This is a genomic window from Nitrobacter winogradskyi Nb-255, assembly GCF_000012725.1.
Lineage (GTDB): Bacteria > Pseudomonadota > Alphaproteobacteria > Rhizobiales > Xanthobacteraceae > Nitrobacter > Nitrobacter winogradskyi.
This window is the reverse complement of sequence record NC_007406.1, coordinates 707,808-732,764: the sequence shown is the minus strand read 5'-3', so window position 1 is coordinate 732,764 and position 24,957 is coordinate 707,808. Positions and strand designations below refer to the sequence as shown.

The following is a 24,957-nucleotide window of genomic DNA, read 5'->3' as shown; positions in this document are numbered from 1 at the left end:
GGTCCCGGCCGGCGCAGACGATGCCGCGAAACGTGTCGATGGCGATGAGACACAGCGGACGCCCACGGCGCGGCGTTTGTAGCGCGCACGAACGCCGGAGATTGAAGGCGACCTGTCCACCCTGATCAATCCTCCGGCAATTCAGCCCGCTTCTGCTCGAAAACAGCCCGGTTGATCGCCATGAAACCCTGCTCGATGCAGGATCGTCCAATATCCAGCCAACGCTTGTCCGTCTCTGGCGAGGCTTCGTATCGATCAAGCAATCTGAGAATACGTTCCTCGATTTTTCGGTGATCCTTGACCCGCAAAACTCCCAATTTTTCCCGGTCTCTGCAAGATTTTGTTTTGGTTACGCGCTTTGACATCGAGCCACCCTTTGAACGGAACAAATACTCTATCCAGCCAAAGCTTGACGAAAGATCGGCGGACACGGCCGTACAGGTGGAGATACTGTCTGGCTATCCCAACGACCGCCCGACAAGCCCTCCCCCCCCCCGCGAGTTTTCTCAGGATCGCCCCCGAATGGTAGGTGTGACTTCATCAACTGTCGCGCGGTGAGGTATCGCAGGCCATGGCCCGATTTGACGTGCTCGAACTCCGCATCGGCGGGGTCTCTCCTCTTGGCTCATCGGGAGCGCTCAGCGCCATCGATAAGCACCAGGTTCACCATCCACTGCCGGTAAGCTACCTGGGACTTGAGGGAGACGAACAGGCCGATCGCAAACACCATGGCGGGCCGCACAAGGCCATCCACGCCTACTCGATCTCACACTTCACAACATGGTCCAAAGAATTACCGGATCGCACCAATCGCTTCCGGCCCGGCGCCTTTGGTGAAAACCTTGTTATTGATGGCGCAAGCGAGACCGGTCTTTGCCTCGGCGATCGCTGGCGCATCGGATCAGCCGTGATCGAGGTCAGCCAGGGCCGCCAGCCCTGCTGGAAGCTGAATCTGCGCTTTGACGTGCCCGACATGGCTCGGAGGGTACAGGACACCGGACGAACCGGCTGGTATTTCAGAGTGATCGAGCCGGGTATTCTCGCAGCAGGCGACTGCGGCAGCCTGATCGCAAGGCCAAACCCTGCCTGGTCGCTCACCAGAACCTCCCACCTTCTCTACCACGACCGAATGAACCGGCCGGCACTGGCTGAGCTGGCCGGTCTCCCGGGTCTCCCGGATAGCTGGCGACGCCTGGCCCTGGCTCGATTGGCATCAGGCAAGATCGAAAGCTGGTCTCGCCGGGTCGAAACGCCAGAACCCTATGAGAAATAAACGGCAGCCTAAAGCCGGAATCGAACCAGCAATCATCCTCTGACAAAGCCGCCGTTCACGAACCTGCCAAAGTCTAACGCGCCTTCCATTGAATCCAAGCGTGCAGTCGGGCTATCAAACCCTTCGGAATATCAGGCGAGCCGCTGAAGAGGCAGATGGAAAGGAATTATGGATCCCGAACAGGTCAGGGCTCATTGGCGGGACTGGGCATCAAAATTCGGCACCGCGATCGGAGCCACCACCAGAACCCGAACCGCGAAGATGCTCGAGATCGACGCATTGGCGCGCCGGATGTCCATGTTCGGGCTTGGCGATGCGCCGGCGCACGTTCTCGAAGTCGGTTGCGGAAATGGCTTGAACTGCTTTGGGCTTGCCGCGCAATTTCCGCGCATGCAACTCGACGGCATCGACTATACTGCGGAAATGATCGACGCCGCGCGTGAAGCAGCCGTTGCCAGCGGCTTCCAGGACAGGTCCCGCTTCCTGATCGGCAATGCGCTCGAACTTTCGGCGGCGGCGGGATTGCTGGCGCAATACGATGTCGTTTTTACCGATCGCTGCCTGATCAACATCGAATCGGTCGAACTGCAGATGCGCGCGATCACCAGCCTTGCCGCAAGAGTGCGGAGGGGCGGACATCTCATCATGATCGAAAACTCGACCGCGACCTATGATCGGCAGAATCATTGCCGCACGCTGCTGAACCTGCCCGCGCGCACGCCCGCCGCATTCAACCTCTTCTTCGACGAGACACGCATCCTGCCGCACCTCGAAACGCTCGGCCTTGAAGTCGAGATCGAGGATTTCATTTCGCTTCACGACCTGATGCTCTATGTGCTGGTCCCGGCCATCAATGGGGGCGCTGTGGATTACGACCATCCGCTGGTCCACGCGGCAACCCAGCTCACCCTGGCGGGGTCGCCGGAGCTATCGCGCGCCTTCGGCGCCTTTGGACAAGGCCGGATGTTCGTCTGTCGGAAACCTTGATGCCGGAAGCTGACGCCAGCCCACTTCACAGCGGTCTGTTTCTGGATCTCGACGGCACGCTCGCCGACAGCGTGGCGGCCCTGAAAAACGCTTACCATTCCTTTCTCGCCTCATTCGGCGCGAGCGGCGACGAGGCCGAGTTTCAGCGGCTCAACGGACCGCCACTCGGCGAGATTATCGAGCGGTTGAGGATGACTCACAAACTGCCGGGAACACCGGCCGATCTCCTGCAGAAATACGCGGCGATGGTATCGCAAGCGCATCATAGCGCGCGTCCCGCCGCCGGCGCATTTGAATTGCTGGCTCACGCTCGCGAGCGCGGGTTGAAGATCGCCGTCGTTACGTCGTCGCCAAAACTGTCCGCGCAAGGATGGCTCGCAGTCGCAGGGCTCGCCGACAAGATCGACGATGTCGTCGGCGGCGATGAGGTGACCTCTGGCAAGCCCGCCGCCGAACCCTACATCAGGGCGCTGAGGCGGCTGAACTGCTCGGCCGCCCTGTCGCACGCAGTCGAGGATTCCCGCATCGGCGCGACGGCGGCAGTTGCCGCGGGACTCAAAACGTGGGCACTGGCGCCCCCGAAAGATCGCGCCGGGTGGCCGGGCCAGGTCGTATTCATCGAACGTCTCACCGATCTCCTTGGTAGAGTGCCGGCATGCTGAATGTTCGCCTGCTCCAATCGGAGCCGAGAGTAACGCTGGGAGCCGCAGCGCCACACATCGACCCGGATATCGAGGCGCGCGTGGACGAAATCTGGCAGCGCGAAAAAGAGCTACGCTCCCAAGAGATCTACAACGGGCGATTGTTCAGCGTCGATTATTGTGATGCCAGAACGATCGTCGGCTGGATCTCGGAGTACCGATACTTCCTTGCCCAACGGCGCGAGCCGAGCCTTCATGCAGCGCTGAAGATCAAGCCGCTCGCCGTCACCGGTACCCTGTCTTGTCCGGATGGCATTTTATTCGGCCGGCGCAGCGATCGCTCAGAGATGGACGCCGGGTGCTGGGAGCTGGTCCCGTCCGGCGGCGTTGAAGACACGGCGGTCGGGTCGGCCGGACAGGTTAGCCTCGAACGATGCATCCTGATCGAGCTCGAGGAGGAAACCGGCATCCGAGCGTCCGACCTGTCAGCGCCTTCCAGAGCCGTTGCACTCGTCGAAGATCCGCAAAGCCATGTCACCGACGTCGGAATCATGCTCGCGACCGCCTGCTCCGCTGCGCAAATCCAGCGCCGCTTCGCAGCCCTTGAGAATCGTGAATACTCCGAGCTTGAAATCATTGCATTCGCCGAAGTCCAGGCATTTCGGCGCGACCGGGCTCGCTCGTTGAGCGCTGTTTCCGCGGCCGTTTTGGACACTCTGATGCAACCGGGCGTGTGCTCAGGCTTCCTGAGCAACACCTTTGAAGTCACGCAAGACCCACACTATAAGCGCTTGGAGTAATTCACCGCCAAGACCGGCGGCAACCAAGACTGCGGCAACCAAGATCGGTGGCAACCTCAATGCAGCCTTGATATTCGCCGCGCGCGAACCCCGGAAACAAGCTTCCGAGGCGGCGGCTTTCCGCCAAGCGACAGCGCCTTTTAGTTCGCACCAGGAGCGTAAATTTTGATGCAGAGCCCGGACTTGATCATCGAGGGACGCAAGATCGGCGCGGACCATCCTCCTTATATCATCGCCGAACTGTCAGCAAACCATAACGGCAAGCTTTCGAAGGCGCTGGAGATAATCGAAGCCGCCGCCGGTGCCGGCGCCGACGCGGTCAAGATCCAGACCTATACCGCCGACACGATGACCATCCCTCACGATGGCGAGGAGTTTCTGATCAAGGGTGGCCTGTGGGACGGCTACCGGCTCCACCAACTCTACCAGCAGGCTCACACGCCATATGAATGGCATGGGCAAATGTTCGCGAAAGCGCGTGAGCTTGGAATCACGATCTTCTCCAGTCCCTTTGACGAAACCGCCGTCGATCTGCTCGCGGCTCTCGATGCGCCCGCCTACAAGATCGCGTCGTTCGAGGTGATTGATCTGCCGCTGATCAAGTATGTCGCCAAACAGGGCAAACCGATGATCATCTCGACCGGGATGGCCAATCTCGGCGAGATTCAAGAGGCGGCCGAAACAGCGCGCGACAACGGCGCCGGCGGCATCGCCCTGCTGCACTGTACCAGCGCCTACCCGGCCCCCATCGAGGAAGCCAACGTGCGCACCGTGGCGCATCTCGGCCAGGCCTTCAACGTCGTGTCCGGCCTTTCCGATCACGCGCCAGGCTCCGCCGCCTGCGTCGCCTCGATCGCGCTGGGCGGCTCCATAATCGAAAAGCATTTCACGATCTCGCGCACCGATGGAGGCCCCGACGCGGCGTTTTCACTCGAACCGCACGAGTTCAGGCGGCTGGTCGACGACTGCAAGTCCGCGTGGTCCGCGCTCGGTTATGTCGACTATGGCCTCGCCCAGAGCGAGAAGGCCAACAGACAGTTTCGCCGCTCGATCTATGCAGTCAAGCCGATCAAAGCGGGAGAGCTTCTGACGAGCGAGAATATCCGCGTCATTCGGCCCGGTCTTGGCCTGCCGCCAAAGTATCTACCCCGCGTCATCGGCCGCACCGCCGCGCGCGACATCGCCTATGGCGAGGCGATAAAGTGGTCAGTGATCGCGTAACGATATCACCATCGCGCGCGCTAATCGACCTCAAGACCTTCTCACGGCAACCCGTCGGGAGGATCGGGGCGGAATCAAAGAGGAAGCAATACCTATGACCCAGATTACAGAACAAGAGCAATTCTGGGCCGGAGAGTTTGGCGACAACTATATCGACCGGAATAAAAGTCAGGAACTGGTGGCCGCCAAGATCGCGATGTTTTCCCGAGTTGTCCAGCGATGTAGCCAGATCCGGTCGGCTCGGGAGCTTGGCGCCAACATCGGCCTAAATATTCTGGCCCTCAAGAGCCTGCTTCCACACGCAGCGTTTCAAGCCATCGAAATAAACAGCCGAGCCTTCGAAAGGCTGGCGACGATACCCGGAATAGCTGCTTCCAATACGACGCTGTTTGAACCAGTCGAGTGGCCAGGGGTCGATCTGGCGTTTACCGTCGGCGTCTTGATCCACCTCAATCCTGACATGCTGCCGGTGGCTTATGAAAGGCTCTATCAAGCCAGCAATCGTTATGTCCTCACGGCGGAGTACTACAATCCTTCCGTGGTCGAGATCAGCTATCGTGGTCACAGCGGGCGGTTGTGGAAACGGGATTTCGCCGGCGAGATGATGGACAGATTCCCCGATCTAAAACTTGTCGACTACGGATTCATCTATCATCGAGACCCGGTATTCCCTGCAGACGACATAACGTGGTTCTTGATGGAAAAGCGAGCCTGATCAGTCCGCAAGAAGCAGGAATAGCATCAACGGGGTGTTACTGACCTGCGCTACGCACAGCGTCAGGATGCTGGCTCGTGGTCGGCGCCTTTCGAGTATGCGAATCTTCCAAGGGTTCGGTATAGAACAGCCGCCAGCAAGAACAGCCGCCAGCAAGAACCACCGCCGAACCAGCAAATCCATTGCACCATCTACAATCCAGGCTGAATCTGCCGATGTTCCGTATCCATCTCACGAACGAAGACGCCGGCCATGTGATGAACGCCGCTCCCGGTGGCCGCGATGTCGAATGAAGCCGTCATCATTACTCAGGCGCGCATGACAAGCACTCGCCTTCCGGGCAAGATCTTGATGCGCGCCGGCGAGCGCACCCTTCTCGAAACGCATCTCGGTCGCCTCGCCGAGGTCGGCGTTCCCGTGATCGTCGCGACGACAACGAATCAGTCCGACAACCCTGTCGTCGAACTCTGCGCCGCACTTGACGTTCCGGTGTTCCGAGGCAGCGAGAATGACGTACTGGAACGTTACCAAGGAGCGGCGCGCGCGCACGAGGCTCGCCATGTGATCCGCGTGACGTCGGACTGCCCTCTCATCTGCCCGGAGTTGATCCGTGCTGGCCTCGATATCTATCTGAGCTTGAAGAGCAGATCCGTTTATCTCTCGAACGCGGAGAAACGGACCTACCCCCGCGGCCTGGATTTCGAAATTTTTTCCCGACGTTCACTGGACTTTGCCGCGGAGAACGCGAGGCTATCGTCCGAGCGCGAGCATGTGACAAGTTATATTCGGACATCGATGCCGGATATTCACCACGAGTCCTACACGGATCAAGACGATCTCAGCGACTGGCGCATCACCGTCGACACCGACGACGACTTCAAACTCGTCAAACTTTTGATTGAACATCATCGTGCGGCGGAGATGGATTACGCTGCCTTAAAGGCTCTTCTGAAAGCACATCCGAGGCTCATGACAATCAACTCTCACATTCAACAGAAAACCATCTAAGGGGCGATCCAGAAGGATTAATCAGGGCGTCGAGCAGAGCGTATAAGGCGCCCAGGCATTGATGCGGATCATTGCGGGGGCGGACGAAGGCTGCGAAGGTCATCGTGCGGCGCTCGAAATCGCGCATCCGGTGACGATCCGAGCAGAAAGTCCGTTCCATTCAGAAATCACCATCGCAAATCGTAGTGGGAACGGAACAGAACGTCCTCCGTTCGTTCACGCAGAATGCCCGGCAATCCCAATTTGCGCTCGACAAAGCGTTTGGATGATCGTTGACGCCGCAACCAAGATTGGTGCTGACGCGCCGAGATTGCAAACGTATATTGCTGGCATGATGGTCATTTATTTGGCTTGGAATGAGTTGTTTATTCGGTCAAAGAGAGGCTAAACGTGATTCCGCTCTAGGATTACTTCGACGTACGACCGATCGGCACCAACAGGTTCACTTGTCCAGACCGGAGGAAAAGCCTGCCGCTTTGCGGCCTGTTGGTACGGAGCAGTTCGGGGCGATACCGGAAGATGGAAAGGAGGAACGACTTTGATGAGTTTTACAGACGTTTAAGAACTAAAAAGCGCAAGCTCGATTGTCCGGACCCGTTCACACCCTCGCATTCTAGCGCGGAATCGCTGCCGGGACGCGCGGATCTCATGACATCCACAACTATCCCGAACCAGCGCAGGGATAGCCGGTTTCTGATAAGTGCTCGCCTACAGGCTTGGGGGCGGGCTTGGCGCCTTGATGAACGGCATCCATCCCCTAACGATGTGCGGAGATCAGAACGCGGTTCGCTGGCAGCGTGGCTCACTCAGGGCAACCGGCTACGTCATCTGCTGCGTGTCTGAACAAAAGTGAGTCGGAGTATAGGGTGGACGACTTTCTGTGTGGCCGGACGACCGCCACGACGTGCCCTTCGTTGATTTAATCTGACTGTCCCGTCATTGACATCGCGCGGACTTCGGTTACGCCATTCCCAGGTAAAGAGAGGTCCAGGTGTTCAACGGCAAATCCGTATTTGTTTCCGGCGGTACAGGCTCATTCGGACGCAAGTTTGCGAGCATACTACTCGAACGCTACGACCTGGCGCGCCTCGTTTTCTATTCACGTGATGAGCTCAAGCAGTTCGAGATGCAGCAGGAAGTAAATGCACCCTGCATTCGCTGGCTGATCGGTGATGTACGTGACGGCGCGCGTTTGATCGAAGCGACGCGTGGAATCGACTGCATCGTTCATGCTGCCGCCATGAAACAGGTGACGGCCTCCGAATACAATCCAACGGAATGTATCCGAACCAACATTCATGGCGCGGAGAATATTGTAGCAGCCGCGCTTGCCAACAACGTTGAGCAGGTGATCGCGCTCTCAAGCGATAAAGCGGCCAATCCGATCAACCTGTATGGCGCCACCAAGCTTGCATCGGATAAACTGTTCATTGCGGCCAACAATATGGCAGGCAGGCGACGTACCGCCTTCTCGGTCGTGCGCTACGGCAACGTTGCCGGCTCGCGCGGATCGGTCGTCCCATTCTTCGAGAAACTGATGGCACAAGGCGCGACGTCATTGCCGATTACCGACACCGCCATGACCCGTTTCTGGATCTCGCTGCAGGAAAGCGTGGACTTCGTTCTGAGGTGCTTCCAACGCATGCAAGGCGGCGAGATCTTCGTACCGAAGTTGCCGTCGATCCGGATAGTCGACCTTGCAACGGCGATGGCGCCGCACCTGCCACAGAACTTGATTGGTATCCGGCCGGGCGAAAAGCTGCACGAAATACTGTGCCCTGCGGATAATAGCCATTTGACGCTTGAGTTCAGTGACCATTATGTAATGCGACCGTCGATCAAGTTTCACGATCGCGGTTGTGACTATTTGGAGAACCGTCTCCGTGAGACTGGCGCTCCCGTAACGCGGGGTTTCGAGTACAACTCCGGTACAAACCCGGTCCGTTACTCCGTGGAGCAAATCCGGGAATTTTATGAACGGACCAGGACATGATTCCCTATGGCCGTCAGGACATCTCTAGCGCCGATGTCGAGGCGGTCGTCGACGTCCTTCGGTCGGACTTCCTGACCCAGGGGCCGATGGTCCCCAGGTTCGAGGAGACGTTGGCGCGGACAGTCGACGCGCCTGAAGCGGTAGCCTTTTCCTCGGCAACCGCGGCTCTTCACATCGCCTGTCTTGCGCTCGGGCTCGGCCCATCGGATCGGCTCTGGACCGTGCCGAACACCTTTGTGGCCTCCGCCAACTGCGGTCTCTACTGCGGCGCGACCGTCGATTTCGTCGATATCAACGCCAAGACCCGAAACATGGATGTCGAGGCACTCGCCAGCAAGCTCGAAGCGGCCGAGCGCGACGGCACCCTGCCGAAGGTCGTCGCTCCAGTGGACTTCGCCGGCACTTCCGCCGATCTTGCCGCCATCCGCCGTCTGGCGGACCGACACGGCTTCCGCATTCTTGAAGATGCGAGCCATGCCGTTGGCGGATACTACCAGAATCGGCCCATCGGTTCGTGCGAGTTCGCCGACGTTACCGTTTTTTCCTTCCATCCCGTCAAGATCGTGACGACAGGAGAAGGCGGCGCCGCGACCACGCGTTCTGCGGAGATCGCGCATCGCATGCGTCTGCTGCGCAACCACGGCATCTCGCGCGATCCCGCTGATATGACCGCTGTTCCCGAAGGCGCTTGGTACTACGAACAGGTGATGCTCGGCTTCAATTACCGTATGACCGACATCCAGGCGGCGCTCGGCGTGAGGCAATTTGATCGCCTCGCCGAGTTCGTTGCCCGGCGTCAGACGATCGCGGCGCGTTATCACGAAGGGCTTGCCGGTCTTCCCGTGATCCGCCAGTTCGTGCCGGAGGGCACTCTCTCGGCACTGCATCTGTATGTCATTGAACTGGATCAAACCGTGCGACGTACTCGCGCCGAGGTTTTTGCGGCGATGCGCGCTTCAGGTATAGGTGTCAACGTCCACTACATACCGGTCCATCTGCAACCGTGGTACCGCGCCCTGGGATTCTCTCGCGGAGATTTTCCGGCTGCCGAGAAATATTACGACTTCGCGCTAACGTTGCCTATTCACCCAAACCTGAGCGTCGATCAGCAGGATTACGTCATGGAACGGCTATCCTACGCGCTCGAAGCTTGAAAGTTTGGCTGTATCTTGAGACTTCAGCCGCAAGAACGGAAGATCTGCCGAGTGCGAAAGCACGCCCGACCGGACCTCGGATGGAGCGAGGCTGGGACGTGACCTCTTCGGGTGGGTTTCCGCGATTGTAAACTTGACGAACGGATCGCAGAGGATCTCCGTGGGACGATGAGCATAAGCGAATTTCTGGAAGAAAATCGACGATTCTGGACATCCTCTACCCCACCCCGGTCCGAGCGCGTCATCGTTCTTGACCTTTATCACAATGCCAATGTGCACTCCCACCTGTTCGCAAATTGCGTGGTTGCGAAGTGTATCCAGCACATTTGGGGAGGTGAGATCGTCGGGATTTTCACCGATGACTTCGGTGATGATCGAAAGACAGACGTTGAAGCAAAACAGGCTATCGCTCGCTCGTTCGGCGTCAGTCGCTTTTACAACATTTCCGAGTTTCGCAACCGTTTGCTGTCCGATCCGGTCTGGTCAGCCAATGTAGAGAGCGACCTTCTCGGGCGATTAGAGGACAAGTCGGGACCCTCTCTCAGGAACGCCGTTCGATTGTTGTCAGAACCGAAATTCCCCCGACGCGGTCTTCTGATTTACAACGAGTTTCTGAGACGATTTGGCTCTAGCACCATCGACGATCTGAGCGACGAACTCATCGCAATCGCGAAACTCGTGTCGGCGGACTACGAAGCTATTGCCATGGTGCTTGGACAGTCGTCGGTTCGAGCGAGTGTATTGGGGCACATTGGCTATTCAGTATCGGGGCAGATCGCTGATTTCTCGGCCATGCGCGGCGCACCAACATTCCTGGTCGAACAGTACATCCCGATTGCTGTTACGCGATATCGGGATCTAACAGATTTATCGTCCGGTCTTCCCGGCGACCTAAAAGAAATGCTGGAAAGTTACGCTTTCGATCAAGCTCTATTGGGTGATCCCAGACTTGACCTGTTCGACGGTGCTGTCGAAGCCACGCTGGCACGGACGATCGACCCGCTGTTGAACCGCGATGCTGTCGATCAGCCACCAGTTTCGCGCGAAGACTTCCTTGAGAACTGCGGCGTTGACCCAAAAAATCCGACGGTTTGCGTATTCGCGCATGTGTTTCAGGACGCTCCTCTGACGCGGCCGAAACAACTCTCGGACGATTACTGGCAAGCTATCGTCGACGTCGTTGATCTTGCGCGGCAACTGACACACCTCAACTTGATTATAAAACCGCACCCGCTAAACGCGATCTACGATCGGGAGCGTTCGTGGGATAGGCTGCGCGAATACTGCGCGGAGATCAAGAATGTCGGGTTTGCAGATGGCGACCTGAGCGCTGGTGAGGTGATGAAGCATTGCGATGCCGGTCTCACGGTTCGTGGAACAGTTCTCTACGAAATGGCCGCGGCTGGACACAGAATGATCGCGACGGGCGAGGATAAGTTCTCGGGTCTTGGTATCATCGAGGAGGCATCCAGCATGGAAGCTCTCAAAAGCATTCTGATGAGTGTGTCGCGAGAGGCCTGGTCGATGCCGGCAGAGCAACGTCAGCGCGCATTGGCTTATTCCTATTGCCTGCTTCAAGGATTTCGGAGCAAATCGATCTTGGTTCCTGATAAGCGCTGGCCTCCTGACGAATACTTTCGAAGTGCGACGCTGGCATTGTCGAATTTTAGACTGGAAGAAGATCCCCTCTTCATAAATCTGAAGTGGTTTCTCCGAAATGACCTGCCTATGCTGATTTCGAAAGAGGCGTTTCCGGAGATGAGTTCGAAACGATTTGCGACCAAGGCTCAATCTTTGCAGGGTTCTGATCAACAGACGTCAGACCGGGATCCTGGGTGCTCCCGTTAGAGTGATTCCTGCTCAGGCAGGAACGGATTCTGATTTTAAGTTCCCTGCTGCTGCGCCCGCGCCACACAACAGGCCCAGAACGCAGCAGGAGCGCCGCAAGCATCCCTTTCCCTATCGGCCCCTGTAAGCCAGATTCGTGCTCCGACGCCTTACCAACGATCCCTTGCTTCCGGACGCCATTACGCTACCATCGCAGTATAAACCTTCGAGCAATAAAGTGTTGCGGCAGTCCGAAGTCGCTTCAAGGCGCTCTGTCCGTCGTCAGATGAATTGAGACTGTTCCGGGGTCACGGGAACGGAGGTTCTGGCTCATCTGGGTTTGAGGTTAGGCGGCCTGCAGGTGATGCTGCAAGCGTCTTTGGTGGATGGTCTGGCGTTTGATCCTTTCGCGTTCGGTGAGGATGGTCTGCCCGCGGCCGAAGTAGACGTCAGCGGGCGTGAGATTATCGATGCTCTCGTGATAGCGGCCGTGATTGTAGTGCTCGACGAAGGCCGCGACCTGCCGTTCAAGGTCGCCGGGCAGATAGTAGTTTTCCAGCAGGATGCGGTTCTTCAGGGTCTGATGCCAGCGCTCGATCTTGCCCTGCGTCTGGGGATGATACGGCGCGCCGCGAACGTGTTTCATGCCCTTGCCGTCGAGCCAGGTAGCGAGTTCGGCCGAGATGTATGAGGCGCCGTTGTCGCTCAACAGCCTCGGCCGATGCGCGACCGTGATCTGGTCGAGCCCCGATGCCGCCAGAGCCAGATCGAGCGTGGCGGTGACGTCATCCGCCCGCATCGTGGCGCAGAGCTTCCAGGCGACGATGAAGCGGGAGAAGTCGTCGAGCACGGTCGAGAGATAATACCAGCCCCAACCCGTGATCTTCAGGTAGGTGAAGTCGGTTTGCCAGAGCTGGTTGGGCGCTGTCGTCTTGTCCTTGAACTCAGACGCCGCCTTGATGACGATATAGGCTGGGCTGGTGATGAGATCATGAGCCTTCAGCAGCCGATATACCGACGCCTCCGAGACAAAGTAGCGCTTCTCGTCGGTGAAGCGCACCGCCAGCTCGCGCGGGCTCAGCTCCGTTTCGCGCAGCGCCAGCTCGACGATCTCGGCCCGGATTGGGTCAGGAATCCGGTTCCAGACACGATCCGGCCGCGAGCGATGATCGGCCAGAGCCTCGATCCCACCGGTGAGATAGCGATCGTACCAGCGATAGAACGTGGCGCGCGGGATGCCGAGCTTGTCCAGGGTTCGCCGTGCCGGCAGATGCGAGGCCTCGACCAGGCGAATGATCTCGGCCTTTTCGGATGCAGGATACCTCATGTGTCGTCCTCCCCATCCGCGAGCATGCTTTTTTTCAGCAGGCGGTTTTCCAGGGTGAGATCGGCCACGGCCTCCTTCAGGGCCTGCGCCTCACGGCGCAGCTCTTTCACCTCGTCCGACGTCGCGGCGCGGGCCGTGTCACCAGCGAGACGGCGCTTGCCGGCGTCGAGGAACTCCTTCGACCAGCCGTAATACATCGACGAGGCGATCCCCTCGCGCCGACACAGCTCGGCGATGCTCTCCTCGCCGCGCACGCCTTCCAGCACGATGCGGATCTTCTCTTCAGCCGAGAACTGCCGGCGCGTTGCCCGGCGGATGTCCTTCACGACCTGCTCTGCCGGTGCTTTCTCCGGCCCGGATTTCTGTCTCATCTGCGCTCCAAATTGGCTGCGATGATCCAGAAATCCTCCCTTCCCGAAAACCCCTAAACTGTCTCAAGAGCCCTGACGGCGGACAAACTTGCACAAGCTGCAGCTTCCCGGAATTAACCGGTCCGTCCACTGTCGCGTGGGCGGATAATTTCAACACCGTAAACGCCATGCCGGAAGTCGGTTGTTAACAGGCTGTCGAGAGCCATCGCGCATGAACTCAATCTGCCTTTTAACTGCTTCCATCGGATGTCGAAATGGCGATCAGCCTGATACTTTTGCGCCGGCCGCCGCGCGACGTCGGGACGATCCTGTTCGCCGGCGCGCGGGCTTCTTGAAGCTGATGGCTTCGTGCTCGAAGAATCGCCGCACCACATAATAGCTGACCTTGGCTCGGCCAGCTCCGCGAGCAGCGCGCAAGGTCACGTCCGGTTGTTCGGAAAGCCGCTTGAGCAGCCAGTCGCGTGGGAAGATCGCGCGTAGGGATGATCGCCGCCCGCCACCCATCTGCCGTTTAGCCGCGCTTCGGGTCTCGCGAAACCGCAAAAGAAGAAATTCTCTAAGTATCGGACCGGATGGCTGGGGCGGGAGGGATCGAACCTCCGAATGGGGGAATCAAAATCCCCTGCCTTACCGCTTGGCTACGCCCCAACGGCCCGAAATGCACGAACCATGGTCTCGCGAACACTCGAGTCCCGACGATCTACAGATAGTGCCTTGCCTTTTCAACCGGCCGGAGACGCTCGACAGCGGTTTGACCCGGTTCAATCCGCCCTCCCTTCATGGGAATGACCGCCCCAAACCGGAGCGCGCCCCTTAGACGGACCACATCCCGCCCCGCCTGAAAAGGTTGAGAGCCGCGCGGTTTCGTGGAAAGACCGCTCATGGCTCACAATTTGACAGGCCGTCCTTCTGTCAGGCACTTGCTCGCGAGGCACCGTCATGACCTATCGCGCACCGATCAGCGACATGCTCCTCGCTCTCGACGGCGCCGGGCTCCGGGCCGCGGTCGAGGCCGGCCATTACGGTGATTTCGATGCCGAAATAACGACCGTGGTGCTGGAGGAAGCCGGCCGTTTCGCGAGCGACGTGCTGGCGCCGCTCAACCGCGCCGGCGACCGGCACGGCGCGCGGCTGCAAGACGGCCGCGTGACGACCGCGCCGGGATGGGCCGATGCCTACAGGCGCTGGACGGCGGCGGGTTGGAACGCAGTCTCCGGACCGGAGGATTTCGGCGGACAAGGCCTGCCGCTTGCCATCAACGCCGCCTGCACCGAAATCTGGAGCGCGGCGAACACCGCCTTCGGCCTGTGCCCGCTGGTGACGCTGAGCGCGGTCGAAGCCCTCGCCGCGCATGGCAGCGACACGCTGAAGACCATCTATCTCGGAAAGCTGGTGTCCGGCGAATGGACCGGCACGATGCAACTGACCGAGCCGCAGGCGGGCTCGGACGTCGGCGCGCTGCGCAGCCGCGCCGAGCGCGCATCCGACGGCAGCTATCGGATCTTCGGCACCAAGATCTTCATCACCTATGGCGACCATGACATGACCGACAACATCGTGCATTTCGTGCTTGCGCGACTGCCCGATGCGCCTGACGGCACCAGGGGAATTTCCCTGTTCCTGATTCCGAAATTCCTCGTCGACGCGGACGGCTCGCTCGGCGCGCGCAACGACATCCACGCCAGCGGCATCGAGCACAAGCTCGGCATCCACGGCTCGCCGACATGCACCATGACCATGGGCGATGACGGCGGCGCGATCGGCTATCTGATCGGCGAGGAAAATCGCGGCATGCGGTGCATGTTCACGATGATGAATCAGGCCCGGCTCTGTGTCGGCCTCGAGGGTGTCGGCATCGCCGAACGCGCCAGCCAGCAGGCGCTCGCATATGCGCGGGAGCGCAGGCAGGGCCGCGCCGCCGGCACGTCAGACGGCATGAGCCCCATCATCGCCCATCCCGACGTCAAGCGCATGCTGATGCAGATGCGCGCGCTCACCGCCGCGGCCCGCGCCATCTGCTACGCCACCGCCGTTTCGCTGGATATGGCGGCGCGCGCGGCCGATCCCGACGTGCGCACGGCCGCCGCCGCACGCGGCGCGCTGCTGACGCCGATAGCAAAGGCCTTTTCGACCGACATCGGCAACGAGGTCGCATCGTTAGGCATTCAGGTCCACGGCGGCATGGGCTTCATCGAGGAGACCGGCGCGGCGCAGCACTACCGCGACGCGCGCATCACCTCGATCTACGAGGGGACCAACGGCATCCAGGCGATCGACCTGGTGACGCGAAAGCTTGCGGCGGATGACGGCGCGGCGGTGTCGGCGCTGCTCGACGAACTCTCGGACACCGTCAAGCGCGTGGAAGCCTCGAACGATCCCGCGTTCGGCACGACCGGCGAGAGACTGCGCGATGCGCTCGGGTCGCTCGAACGCGCGGGCAAATGGCTGCTGGAGCGGCTCGAATCGTCGCCTAACGATGCGCTGGCGGGCGCCACGCCTTATCTGCGCCTGTTCGGATCGACGCTCGGCGGATGCAAGCTCGCGGAGGAAGCGCTCGCGGCGCGCGAATCCAGCGCGGAATTCGGCGACCCTCGCCGTTATGTCACGCTGGCGCGTTTCTTCGCCGAGACCATCGCCGTGCAGGCTCCGGCGCTGGAACGCACTGTGATCGACGGCGCAGACGCCGTGAACGGCGCCGACACGGTTCTGCTGGCGTGAGTTCCGGCGACGCTAGATCACGTTTATGGTTTTGGATCGAATCGATCCAAAACCATAAACGTGATCGATTCCCAATATTTAGAGCGGGATGCGGCGGAAAACCGCTACACACTTTTCCTCATCCCGCGCTGGAGCATTTTCCGGCGAAGTGGATGACCTGTCGCGTGAAGAAAACGCATTAAAACGTAAAGATAGAGTCCGTCACCGCTTCCACATGAAACGGTGAAGGACTCTGGCAGGTTCGATTCCAAGGTGGCTCGGATTCAGGACTTCGCCTACCGTGAACCGCCATGCCGGATGCCGTTCCCGCCGGCAGCCTCGGAGCACAGGATGACAGGCCATCTCCAAGTCAGCGACAACGACGCCACCCGCGTCATCACCATGCGGCGTCCCGAGAAGAAGAACGCTATCACCCGCGATATGTATCGCGCGATGAGCGACGCCATCGAGAGCGCGCAGAACGATCCGGCGATCCGCTGCATCGTCATCACCGGCGACTCCGGCATGTTCACGGCAGGCAACGATCTCGACGATTTCCTCAAGGACGGCACGTCCGGCGATGAGGACGTCGCGCCTGCCGCTTCCGACGCCGTGAAATTTCTCTACGCGCTGGCGCGGAACGCCAAGCCGCTGATCGCGGCGGTGGAAGGCATCGCCATCGGCATCGGCGCCACCATGCTGTTCCACTGCGACTACGTGCTCGCCGCCAACTCGGCGACGTTCTCGACCCCTTTCATTCACCTCGGCCTGGTGCCGGAGGGCGCATCCAGCCTGCTCGCGCCCCGATCGATCGGATATCAGCGCGCCTTCGCCATGCTGGTGATGGGGCGCACGCTCAGCGCGAATGAGGCTCGCGAGTCGGGGTTCGTCAATGCCGTGGTCGCGGCGGGCGAGGCCGGGGCCGAGGCCGAAAAGGTTGCGCGGGAAATCTGCGCACTGCCGGCGGAGGCCGTCGCGCTATCCCGCAAGCTCCTGAAAACCCCGCCGGAGGAGTTGACGCGCCGGATCGATCTGGAAAGCCGTCTGTTCAGCGAGCGGTTGCGCTCGGAAGAAGCGATTGCCGCATTCGAGGCATTCTTTGCGCGCAAGAAGCGATAACGCGGACTTTCGGAACCCGGCGCAACCCGGTACATTGACTTTCGCTGCCGTGCGATGCCTGCGCGGCGGCCAGGACACCTCATGACCACGCTGGTTCTCACCCATGCCGCCAGTTTCGATCATCTGACGCCGCCCGGTCACCCGGAGCGGCCGGATCGGATACGTGCCATCGATGAGGTGCTGACCGCGGATCACTTCAAGGATCTGGCGCGCGGCGAAGCCCCGCAGGGATCGCTGGATTCAGTCGCCCTCTGCCATAACGAGCATTACATCGCGGAACTCCGGCATCTCTCGCCGGAGAATGGTCTGATTTATCTCGACAGCGACACATCGATGTCGCCGGGGACCTGGGAGGCGGCGCTGCGCGGCGTCGGCGGCGCGATCGCTGCGACCGAAGCCGTCATCGCCGGCCATGCGAGCAACGCGTTCGTCGCCACGCGTCCGCCCGGACATCATGCCGAGACCGGCAGGGCGATGGGCTTCTGCCTTTTCGATCAGGCCGCGATCGCGGCGCGGCACGCCCAGCGCAAGCACGGGATCGACCGCGTGGCGGTGGTGGATTTCGACGTGCATCACGGCAACGGCACGCAGGATATCTTCTGGGCCGACAGGTCGGTCATGTACTGCTCGACGCACCAGATGCCGTTGTTTCCCGGCAGCGGGGCCAGCAGCGAACGCGGCGATCACGACACCATCGTCAATGCGCCGATGGCGTCCGGCGACGGCGGGGCCAGGTTTCGTGCCGCGTTCGAGAACCTCATCCTTCCCCGGCTCAGGAAATTCGCGCCCGAACTGTTCGTCATCTCCGCGGGGTTCGACGCGCACAGCCGCGACCCGCTCGCGACCCTCAACCTCGCCGCGAGCGACTTCGAATGGGTGACCCGCAAGGTGATGGATGTCGCGGACGCGACAGCCGGCGGCCGAATTGTCTCGGTGCTCGAGGGCGGTTATGATCTGAAGGCTTTGGGGGAGTCGGTGGCCGCTCATGTCGCCGCTCTGATGGGCGCGTGACACTGGTCGTAATAGTCCGTGTGCCGCGATAATCCAGCGAAGCCTCATAGTCCGCCCAAGCAAATATCCGCCCGAACAGCCCAGCCGGAAAAACCAGATGGCCGAAAATGTCCCCGCTGACGTGAACACGCTTTCCTTCGAACTTGCGATCGAGGAACTCGAAACGATCGTCAAGCGTCTGGAGGACGGTAAGGTCGCGCTCGAGGAGTCGGTCGCGATCTATGAGCGCGGAGAAGCCCTGAAACGGCGCTGCGAGGAACTGCTGCGCCGGGCGGAAGCCAGGGTGGAGAAAATCACCACGGATGCGTCCGGCCATGTCACAGGCACCGAGCCGCTCGACGTCCGGTAAGACCGCGCGCCGGTTCAATGGGTTGAAATCCCTTTGAATGGATTATCTTTTTTAGAATTTCGCGAGGGTTCGGAAGGCCAAAAGCCCTGGCGTCCCTCCGGGCCACCTTGATATTCCCCCAGCGCGGTTCAGGAACTCTTGAACCCGCCGCAGAGTCTCCCCTACTCAACAGGAGGCTGCCCGTTGGCTTTGGCGGCGGGTTTAGTGTAAATGCTTCTGGAACAACGCCCACCGGCCCGGCAGGCCGGCGCAAAAGCGGAGTAAGCGCTTCAAGCAGCTTGCAAAAATGATTGGACGACCAGATCCGATAGATAGTGACCTATATCACAATTCTCCGCCGGAGCCTCCGTTAAACTTCGGATTCAAGCTTCTCGGTTCGGGAGCTTTCACGGCTCTTGAACGTCTGCTGCGTTAAAATACCAGCGTGCGTTCGCCGCTTCCGAACATGTCAAATTGGAAATGTCGCAGTGACCGATTTCAGTAGCACCCCTCTCCTTGACACTATCCGCACGCCCGCCGACCTGCGCAAGCTCAAGGTGGAGCAGGTCCGGCAGGTGGCGGACGAGTTGCGCCTTGAGACCATCGACGCGGTGTCTGTGACGGGGGGGCATTTCGGCGCAGGTCTGGGCGTGGTCGAGCTAACCACGGCGATCCACTACATCTTCGATACCCCGCGTGACCGGCTCATCTGGGATGTCGGCCATCAGGCCTATCCGCACAAGATCCTGACCGGCCGGCGCGACCGCATCCGCACGCTACGCACCGGCGGCGGCCTGTCCGGATTCACCAAGCGCACCGAAAGCGACTACGACCCGTTCGGCGCCGCGCATTCCTCGACCTCGATCTCGGCCAGCCTCGGCATGGCGGTGGCGCGAGATCTCTCCGGCGGCAACAACAACGTCATCGCCGTGATCGGCGACGGCGCGATGTCCGCGGGCATGGCGTATGAGGCGATGAACAATGCCGGCGCCATGAACTCGCGGCTGATCGTCATTCTCAACGACAACGACATGTCGATCGCGCCGCCGGTCGGCGCGATGTCCGCCTATCTGTCCAGGCTCTATTCCGGCAAAACCTACCGCTCGCTGCGCGAAGCCGCCAAGCAACTCGGCAAGCACCTGCCGAAAATGATCGCCGACCGCGCCGAGCGCGTCGAGGAATATTCACGCGGCTTCATGACCAACAGCGGCACGCTGTTCGAGGAACTCGGCTTCTATTATGTCGGCCCGATCGACGGCCACAACCTCGACCACCTGCTGCCGGTGCTGAAGAACGTCCGCGATATGGAGAACGGCCCGATCCTGGTTCACGTGGTGACCCAGAAGGGCAAGGGCTATCCGCCCGCCGAGGCCGCCGCCGACAAATATCACGCGGTGGTCAAGTTCGACATCTCGACCGGCGCGCAGTCCAAATCCAAGCCCAACGCGCCTTCTTATCAGAACGTGTTCGGCGCAAGCCTCGTCAAGGAAGCGGAGAAGGACGACAAGATCGTCGCCATCACCGCGGCGATGCCGTCCGGCACCGGCGTCGACATCTTCAACAACGCGTTCCCGGAACGCACCTTCGATGTCGGCATCGCCGAGCAACATGCGGTGACCTTCGCCGCCGGTCTCGCCACCGAGGGCTTCAAGCCGTTCTGCGCGATCTATTCGACATTCCTGCAGCGCGGTTACGATCAGGTGGTGCACGACGTGGCGATCCAGTCGCTCCCGGTGCGCTTCGCCATCGACCGCGCCGGCCTCGTCGGCGCCGACGGCGCGACACATGCCGGCTCGTTCGACAACGCTTTTCTCGGCTGTCTGCCGAACATGGTCATCATGGCGGCGGCCGATGAGGCCGAACTGGTGCACATGGTGGCGACGCAGGTCGCGATCAACGACCGCCCCAGCGCGGTACGCTATCCCCGCGGCGAAGGCCGCGGCGTGGAAATGCCGGAAGTCGGCGTTCCGCTTCCGATCGGCAAGGGCCGCATCGTCCGTCAGGGCAGCAAGATCGCGCTGCTATCCTTCGGCACCCGCCTCGCCGAATGCGAAAAGGCGGCCGACGAGCTTGCCGCGCATGGCCTGTCCACCACCATCGCCGACGCCCGCTTCATGAAGCCGCTCGACGTCGATCTGGCTTTGAAGCTCGCGCGCGAGCACGACGTGCTGATCACGATCGAGGAAGGCTCGATCGGCGGATTCGGCTCCCACGTCATGCAGACGCTGATGGACAACGGCGCGCTGGACGGCGGCCTGGTGCGGGTGCGCTCGATGATCCTGCCGGACGAGTTTCTCGACCACGACACCCCCACCGCGATGTACGCGCGCGCCGGGCTGGACGCCAAGGGCATCGTCGCCAAGGTATTCGAGGCGCTCGGCAAGGACGTCAACACCGAGACCGTCAAGCTGGCGTGAGCACCACCTGATACGCTCGCCGTCATTGCAAGCGCGCGATAAAATTGGCGCTTGCCGAGTTTACGCCGAGCCAGGCAATCCGGCGCGGCCGGTGAAAACCCGACCGAATAGCTTCGTCGCAAGCACTCTTCGCGATGAAGGCTGGCTACATCATCGGCGCGCATCGGAGCGGTTTCCGGCCGGCCTTATAGCGTTTTCGAGCGAAACATGTCCTCGGGCTTGACCCGAGGATGGACACCGGTCCGCGTGAAGAAAACGCGTCAGAACACTAATCTGGAGTTTCGTTTCTGATTCAATCAGAAGCGAAACTCTAGGGTTTGAGATCACCATGGCGAACCGCGAAAAGAGCGAACCCCGCGCCCGCAAGCGCGCCGACGTCCTGCTGGTCGAGCGTGGCCTGTTCGAGAGCAGGGCGCGGGCTCAAGCCGCGATCGAGGCCGGGTTCGTGACCGCCGACGGAAAGCCGGTGACGAAGGTTTCCGAGGCGGTTGACGTCAGCGCCGCGATCGAGGCGCAACCCGCGCACCCCTACGTATCGCGCGGCGGCGTGAAACTCGCCGGCGCGCTCGCGGCGTATCCGGTCGAAATCGAGGACCATGTCTGCCTTGATGTCGGCGCTTCGACCGGTGGCTTCACCGAAGTGCTGTTGAGCGAGGGTGCGGCGCTGGTGTTCGCCGTCGATGTCGGCCACGATCAACTGCATCCGAGCCTGCGCGGCGATCCCCGGGTGGTATCGATGGAGTCCACCGATATCCGCTCGCTGGAAGGTAAACGGCTGCCGCAGCGGCCGAACGTGGTGGTGATGGATGCAAGCTTCATTTCGCTGAAAGCCATCCTGCCGGCGGCGCTGGCGCTGGCGGCGGCGCAGATGCACCTGCTGGCGTTGATCAAACCGCAATTCGAGGCGCCGCGCGCCGCGATCAGGAAAGGCATCGTCCGCGACGCGGCGGTGCACCGGGCGGTGTGCGACGATATCGCCGCCTTCGCGTCGACCCTGGGGTGCAGCCATATCGAGATTTTCCCGTCCCCGATCCGGGGCGGCGACGGCAACATCGAATTCTTCCTCGGCGCCCGCCGTGGCTGAACCCAGACTCCAGACCGGCGGCACGAAGCGCCTGACCATCGATCACGTCGGCCATCGCGGCGATGGCGTCGCCCTGACCGATAGCGGCAACGTCCATGTCCCCTACGCACTGGGCGGAGAAACCGTAGAGATCGAACCGTTCGACGGCCACGCCGGCCGCGCGCGCCTCCTCCGCATCGAGGCAGCGAGCCCGGACCGAATCGCTCCGTTCTGTTCTCACTTCGGCGCATGCGGAGGCTGTGCGATCCAGCACTGGCGGCCGGAGGCCTACCGCGCCTGGAAGCGGCGGATCGTGATCGACACGCTGGCGCAGGCCCGCATCGATTGTGACGTGGACGAACTTATCGACGCTCACGGCGCCGGCCGCAGGCGGATCACCCTCCATGCCCGGAGCGACGGCGGCAAGCTGCGCGTGGGCTTCGCCGCGCCGAACAGCCATGCCATCGTGCCGATCGACGCCTGCCCGGTGCTCGACCCCGCCCTTCACGGCGCGATTGACGCCGCGCGTGAACTGGCGGTGGCGCTGAAGCCTGCGAACAAGCCGCTCGATATCCAGATGACCGCGACCCGCAATGGCCTCGATGTCGACGTTCGCAGTTCCGGGCAACTGCCGCCTGCGTTGATCGCGACACTCTCGCGCCTCGCGGAGGCGCATCGGCTGGCGCGGCTGACCCGCCACGGCGAACTGGTGCTGATGCGCGCGGCTCCCATGATCGAGATCGGCGCGGCCCGGCTTGTCCTGCCGCCGGGTTCGTTCCTGCAAGCGACCGTGGCAGGCGAGGAAGCGCTGGCGGCGCTGGTCGCCGTGCATTGCGGCAAGGCCAGGCGCATCGTCGATCTGTTCTGCGGAGTCGGCCCGTTCGCGTTGCGGCTCGCGATGCGGGCGCCGGTCGCGGCCTTCGACAGTAATGCGGCGGCGGTGACGGCGCTGCAAAAGGCCGCGGACACCGCCTCCCGACTGAAGCCGATCAAGGCGGAGTCCCGCGACCTGTTCCGCCGTCCGCTGATGGCGCAGGAGTTGCGCGACATCGACGCCGCCATATTCGATCCGCCGCGACAGGGCGCGGAGGCGCAAAGCAAACAACTCGCCGCCGGCAGGATTCCCGTCATTGTCGCGGTGTCGTGCAGCGCGGCGACGTTTGCGCGCGACGCGCGCATTCTCGTCGACGGCGGCTACAGCCTGGAGGCCGTGACGCCGGTCGACCAATTCCGGCATTCGGCGCATGTCGAACTGGTCGCGAAATTCGTGCGCCGGCGTTAAGCTTCAGCCGTGAAAACCCATAGCGCTCCCGAGAAGCATGTCCGCGGGGTTTACCCCGGAGATGACCACCGGTTCGCGGGGAAAACGCGTCAAATGACTCAATCAGAAGCATGCTCCAAGGGCAGCCGACATGAGCGATATCGCCATCAAGCCGCGAATAAAGGCCGAAACCAAAATCGAACGGCCGCGCCTGTACAAGGTCATCCTCCACAATGACGACTTCACGCCGCGCGAATTCGTGGTGGCGGTGTTGATGGCCGAATTCAACATGACGGATGGCCAGGCGCATAAGGTGATGATCACCGCTGACCGGCTCGGCTCCTGCGTGGTGGGCGTGTTCGCCAGGGACATCGCGGAGACCAAGGCAACCCGCGCCACCGATGCCGGGCGCAGCATGGGCTTTCCGCTGCTGTTCACCACCGAGCCCGAAGAGTAATCAGAGACTTATAGCGTTTTTCGAGCGAAGTGGACACCGGTTCGCGTGAAGAAAACGCGTCAAAACAAAATCATAGAGCCCCGCTTCTGATTCCATCAGAAGCGGAAAGGCTCTAACTCGCGCCGACCTGCCCTCGATGTCGCAGGACATGATCCGCCAGAACGCAGGCAACCATGGCCTCTCCCACCGGCACCGCCCGGATGCCGACGCAGGGATCGTGACGGCCCCTGGTGAAGATGTCTGTTTCGGCTCCGTTGCGATCGACGGTCTTGCGCGGCGACAGGATCGACGACGTCGGCTTCACCGCGAACCGCGCCACGATGGGCTGACCGGTGGATATGCCGCCGAGAATGCCGCCGGCATGGTTGGAGGTGAACACCGGGCCGTGGTTGCCCATATCGGACGAAGAACTGCGCATCTCGTCGGCGTTCTCCTCCCCGGTCAACGCGGCGGCTCCGAAGCCGGCGCCGATCTCCACGCCCTTGACCGCATTGATGCTCATCAGCGCCGCGGCCAGGTCGCCGTCGAGCTTGGCATAGATCGGCGCGCCAAGTCCTGCGGGCACCCCATCGGCCACCACCTCGATCACGGCGCCGATCGAGGAGCCGCTTTTGCGGATGCCGTCAAGATAGCTCTCGAAGAACGCAGCCTTGTCCTTGTCGGGACAGAAGAACGGATTCCTCGCGATCTCGTCCCAATCCCATTTGTCCCGATCGATCTTGTGCGGCCCCATCTGAACCAGAGCGCCACGCACCCTCATGCCGGAGACAACCTTGCGCGCGATGGCGCCGGCGGCGACCCGCATCGCGGTCTCGCGCGCCGAGGAGCGCCCGCCCCCGCGATAGTCTCGGATGCCGTATTTCGCCTCATAGGTGAAGTCGGCATGACCGGGGCGAAACTTGTCCTTGATGTCGGAGTAGTCCTTCGATCGCTGATCGGTATTCTCGATCAGAAGCCCGATCGGCGCACCCGTTGTCACCTGCTCGCCTGTGCCGGGGTGCGGCATGACCCCGGACAGGATCTTCACCGCATCCGGCTCCTGCCGCTGCGTGGTGAACCGCGATTGGCCGGGACGGCGGCGATCGAGATCGCGCTGGATTTCCTCGGCCGTGAGCGGCAGCATCGGGGGACAACCATCGACCACGCAGCCGATCGCGACCCCGTGGCTCTCGCCAAAGGTCGTGACACGGAACAGGTGACCGAAGGTATTGTGGGACATCAACAATCCGAAGCGCGAAATCGCTACTTCTCGTAGCGGCATGTTGCGAGAATCGCAACATTCGCGCT

General features: G+C 61.2%; 22 protein-coding genes and 1 tRNA gene. 19 read left to right on the top strand and 4 right to left on the bottom strand.

Annotated elements, in window-relative coordinates:
• Positions 1 to 125: 125 nt before the first annotated feature.
• Complete coding sequence (locus NWI_RS03385; RefSeq protein WP_011313978.1) at positions 126 to 431, bottom strand: DUF7681 family protein; 306 nt, start codon at positions 429 to 431, stop codon at positions 126 to 128.
• Positions 432 to 571: 140 nt separating this feature from the next.
• On the opposite strand from NWI_RS03385, the gene NWI_RS03380 reads away from it, so the two are divergent.
• The 11 genes from NWI_RS03380 to NWI_RS03330 all read left to right on the top strand — a co-directional run bounded on the left by NWI_RS03380 (position 572) and on the right by NWI_RS03330 (position 11,640).
• Positions 572 to 1,273 carry an MOSC domain-containing protein gene (locus NWI_RS03380; RefSeq protein WP_011313977.1) on the top strand — a complete coding sequence of 234 codons (702 nt, stop codon included), beginning with the start codon at positions 572 to 574 and terminating at the stop codon, positions 1,271 to 1,273.
• Between the two features lie 168 nt (positions 1,274 to 1,441).
• Positions 1,442 to 2,260 (top strand): class I SAM-dependent methyltransferase, encoded by an 819-nt coding sequence (locus NWI_RS03375; protein ID WP_011313976.1) that lies wholly within the window; start codon positions 1,442 to 1,444, stop codon positions 2,258 to 2,260.
• Complete coding sequence (locus tag NWI_RS03370; RefSeq protein WP_011313975.1) at positions 2,260 to 2,922, top strand: HAD family hydrolase; 663 nt, start codon at positions 2,260 to 2,262, stop codon at positions 2,920 to 2,922. The genes NWI_RS03375 and NWI_RS03370 overlap by 1 nt, the downstream gene beginning before the upstream one ends.
• Before the next feature lie 80 nt (positions 2,923 to 3,002).
• Positions 3,003 to 3,701 carry an NUDIX domain-containing protein gene (locus NWI_RS03365; protein ID WP_244374962.1) on the top strand — a complete coding sequence of 233 codons (699 nt, stop codon included), beginning with the start codon at positions 3,003 to 3,005 and terminating at the stop codon, positions 3,699 to 3,701.
• A 168-nt stretch (positions 3,702 to 3,869) separates the two neighbouring features.
• On the top strand, positions 3,870 to 4,922 hold the full coding sequence (gene pseI, locus NWI_RS03360) for a pseudaminic acid synthase (RefSeq protein WP_011313973.1): 1,053 nt from the start codon (positions 3,870 to 3,872) through the stop codon (positions 4,920 to 4,922).
• A 94-nt stretch (positions 4,923 to 5,016) separates the two neighbouring features.
• Positions 5,017 to 5,637, top strand: a complete 621-nt coding sequence (locus NWI_RS03355; RefSeq protein WP_011313972.1) for a pseudaminic acid biosynthesis-associated methylase — start codon at positions 5,017 to 5,019, stop codon at positions 5,635 to 5,637.
• Positions 5,638 to 5,919: 282 nt separating this feature from the next.
• The gene (locus NWI_RS03345; RefSeq protein ID WP_011313971.1) at positions 5,920 to 6,645 is read left to right on the top strand and encodes a cytidylyltransferase domain-containing protein; all 726 of its coding nucleotides are present in this window, start codon (positions 5,920 to 5,922) and stop codon (positions 6,643 to 6,645) included.
• 61 nt (positions 6,646 to 6,706) lie between these two features.
• Entirely contained in the window at positions 6,707 to 7,033 is a 327-nt protein-coding gene (locus NWI_RS17415) for a hypothetical protein (RefSeq protein ID WP_148203762.1), read from the top strand.
• A gap of 603 nt (positions 7,034 to 7,636) precedes the next feature.
• Entirely contained in the window at positions 7,637 to 8,638 is a 1,002-nt protein-coding gene (gene pseB / locus NWI_RS03340) for a UDP-N-acetylglucosamine 4,6-dehydratase (inverting) (protein ID WP_011313970.1), read from the top strand.
• The gene (gene pseC / locus NWI_RS03335; protein ID WP_011313969.1) at positions 8,635 to 9,792 is read left to right on the top strand and encodes a UDP-4-amino-4,6-dideoxy-N-acetyl-beta-L-altrosamine transaminase; all 1,158 of its coding nucleotides are present in this window, start codon (positions 8,635 to 8,637) and stop codon (positions 9,790 to 9,792) included. Before pseB ends, pseC begins: the two co-directional genes overlap by 4 nt.
• 168 nt (positions 9,793 to 9,960) lie before the next feature.
• Entirely contained in the window at positions 9,961 to 11,640 is a 1,680-nt protein-coding gene (locus NWI_RS03330) for a hypothetical protein (protein ID WP_011313968.1), read from the top strand.
• Positions 11,641 to 11,965: 325 nt separating this feature from the next.
• Here the strand turns inward: NWI_RS03330 and NWI_RS03325 are convergent.
• A protein-coding gene (locus NWI_RS03325; RefSeq protein WP_148203761.1) for an IS3 family transposase occupies positions 11,966 to 13,317 on the bottom strand; the annotation gives its coding sequence in 2 pieces (ribosomal slippage) (positions 11,966 to 12,981 and positions 12,981 to 13,317; 1,353 coding nt in all).
• Positions 13,318 to 13,890: 573 nt separating this feature from the next.
• A tRNA-Gln gene (locus NWI_RS03310) sits at positions 13,891 to 13,965 on the bottom strand.
• A 291-nt stretch (positions 13,966 to 14,256) separates the two neighbouring features.
• On the opposite strand from NWI_RS03310, the gene NWI_RS03305 reads away from it, so the two are divergent.
• The 8 genes from NWI_RS03305 to clpS all read left to right on the top strand — a co-directional run bounded on the left by NWI_RS03305 (position 14,257) and on the right by clpS (position 23,670).
• A complete protein-coding gene (locus NWI_RS03305) occupies positions 14,257 to 16,035 on the top strand; it encodes an acyl-CoA dehydrogenase (protein WP_011313964.1) in 1,779 nt (592 codons plus the stop codon).
• A gap of 330 nt (positions 16,036 to 16,365) precedes the next feature.
• A complete protein-coding gene (locus NWI_RS03300) occupies positions 16,366 to 17,133 on the top strand; it encodes an enoyl-CoA hydratase-related protein (RefSeq protein ID WP_011313963.1) in 768 nt (255 codons plus the stop codon).
• Positions 17,134 to 17,214: 81 nt separating this feature from the next.
• Positions 17,215 to 18,144: a histone deacetylase family protein gene (locus NWI_RS03295; RefSeq protein ID WP_011313962.1), complete on the top strand. Its 930-nt coding sequence runs from the start codon at positions 17,215 to 17,217 to the stop codon at positions 18,142 to 18,144.
• Between the two features lie 97 nt (positions 18,145 to 18,241).
• Positions 18,242 to 18,493: an exodeoxyribonuclease VII small subunit gene (locus NWI_RS03290; protein ID WP_011313961.1), complete on the top strand. Its 252-nt coding sequence runs from the start codon at positions 18,242 to 18,244 to the stop codon at positions 18,491 to 18,493.
• Between the two features lie 467 nt (positions 18,494 to 18,960).
• Entirely contained in the window at positions 18,961 to 20,889 is a 1,929-nt protein-coding gene (gene dxs, locus NWI_RS03285; RefSeq protein ID WP_041344705.1) for a 1-deoxy-D-xylulose-5-phosphate synthase, read from the top strand.
• 328 nt (positions 20,890 to 21,217) lie between these two features.
• Positions 21,218 to 21,973, top strand: coding sequence for a TlyA family RNA methyltransferase (locus NWI_RS03280; protein ID WP_011313959.1), 756 nt, complete (start codon positions 21,218 to 21,220; stop codon positions 21,971 to 21,973).
• Positions 21,966 to 23,234, top strand: coding sequence for a class I SAM-dependent RNA methyltransferase (locus NWI_RS03275; protein WP_011313958.1), 1,269 nt, complete (start codon positions 21,966 to 21,968; stop codon positions 23,232 to 23,234). The genes NWI_RS03280 and NWI_RS03275 overlap by 8 nt, the downstream gene beginning before the upstream one ends.
• 130 nt (positions 23,235 to 23,364) lie before the next feature.
• A complete protein-coding gene (gene clpS / locus NWI_RS03270; protein WP_011313957.1) occupies positions 23,365 to 23,670 on the top strand; it encodes an ATP-dependent Clp protease adapter ClpS in 306 nt (101 codons plus the stop codon).
• 112 nt (positions 23,671 to 23,782) lie between these two features.
• Here the strand turns inward: clpS and aroC are convergent, their stop codons facing one another.
• On the bottom strand, positions 23,783 to 24,889 hold the full coding sequence (gene aroC, locus NWI_RS03265; protein ID WP_011313956.1) for a chorismate synthase: 1,107 nt from the start codon (positions 24,887 to 24,889) through the stop codon (positions 23,783 to 23,785).
• Positions 24,890 to 24,957: the final 68 nt, after the last annotated feature.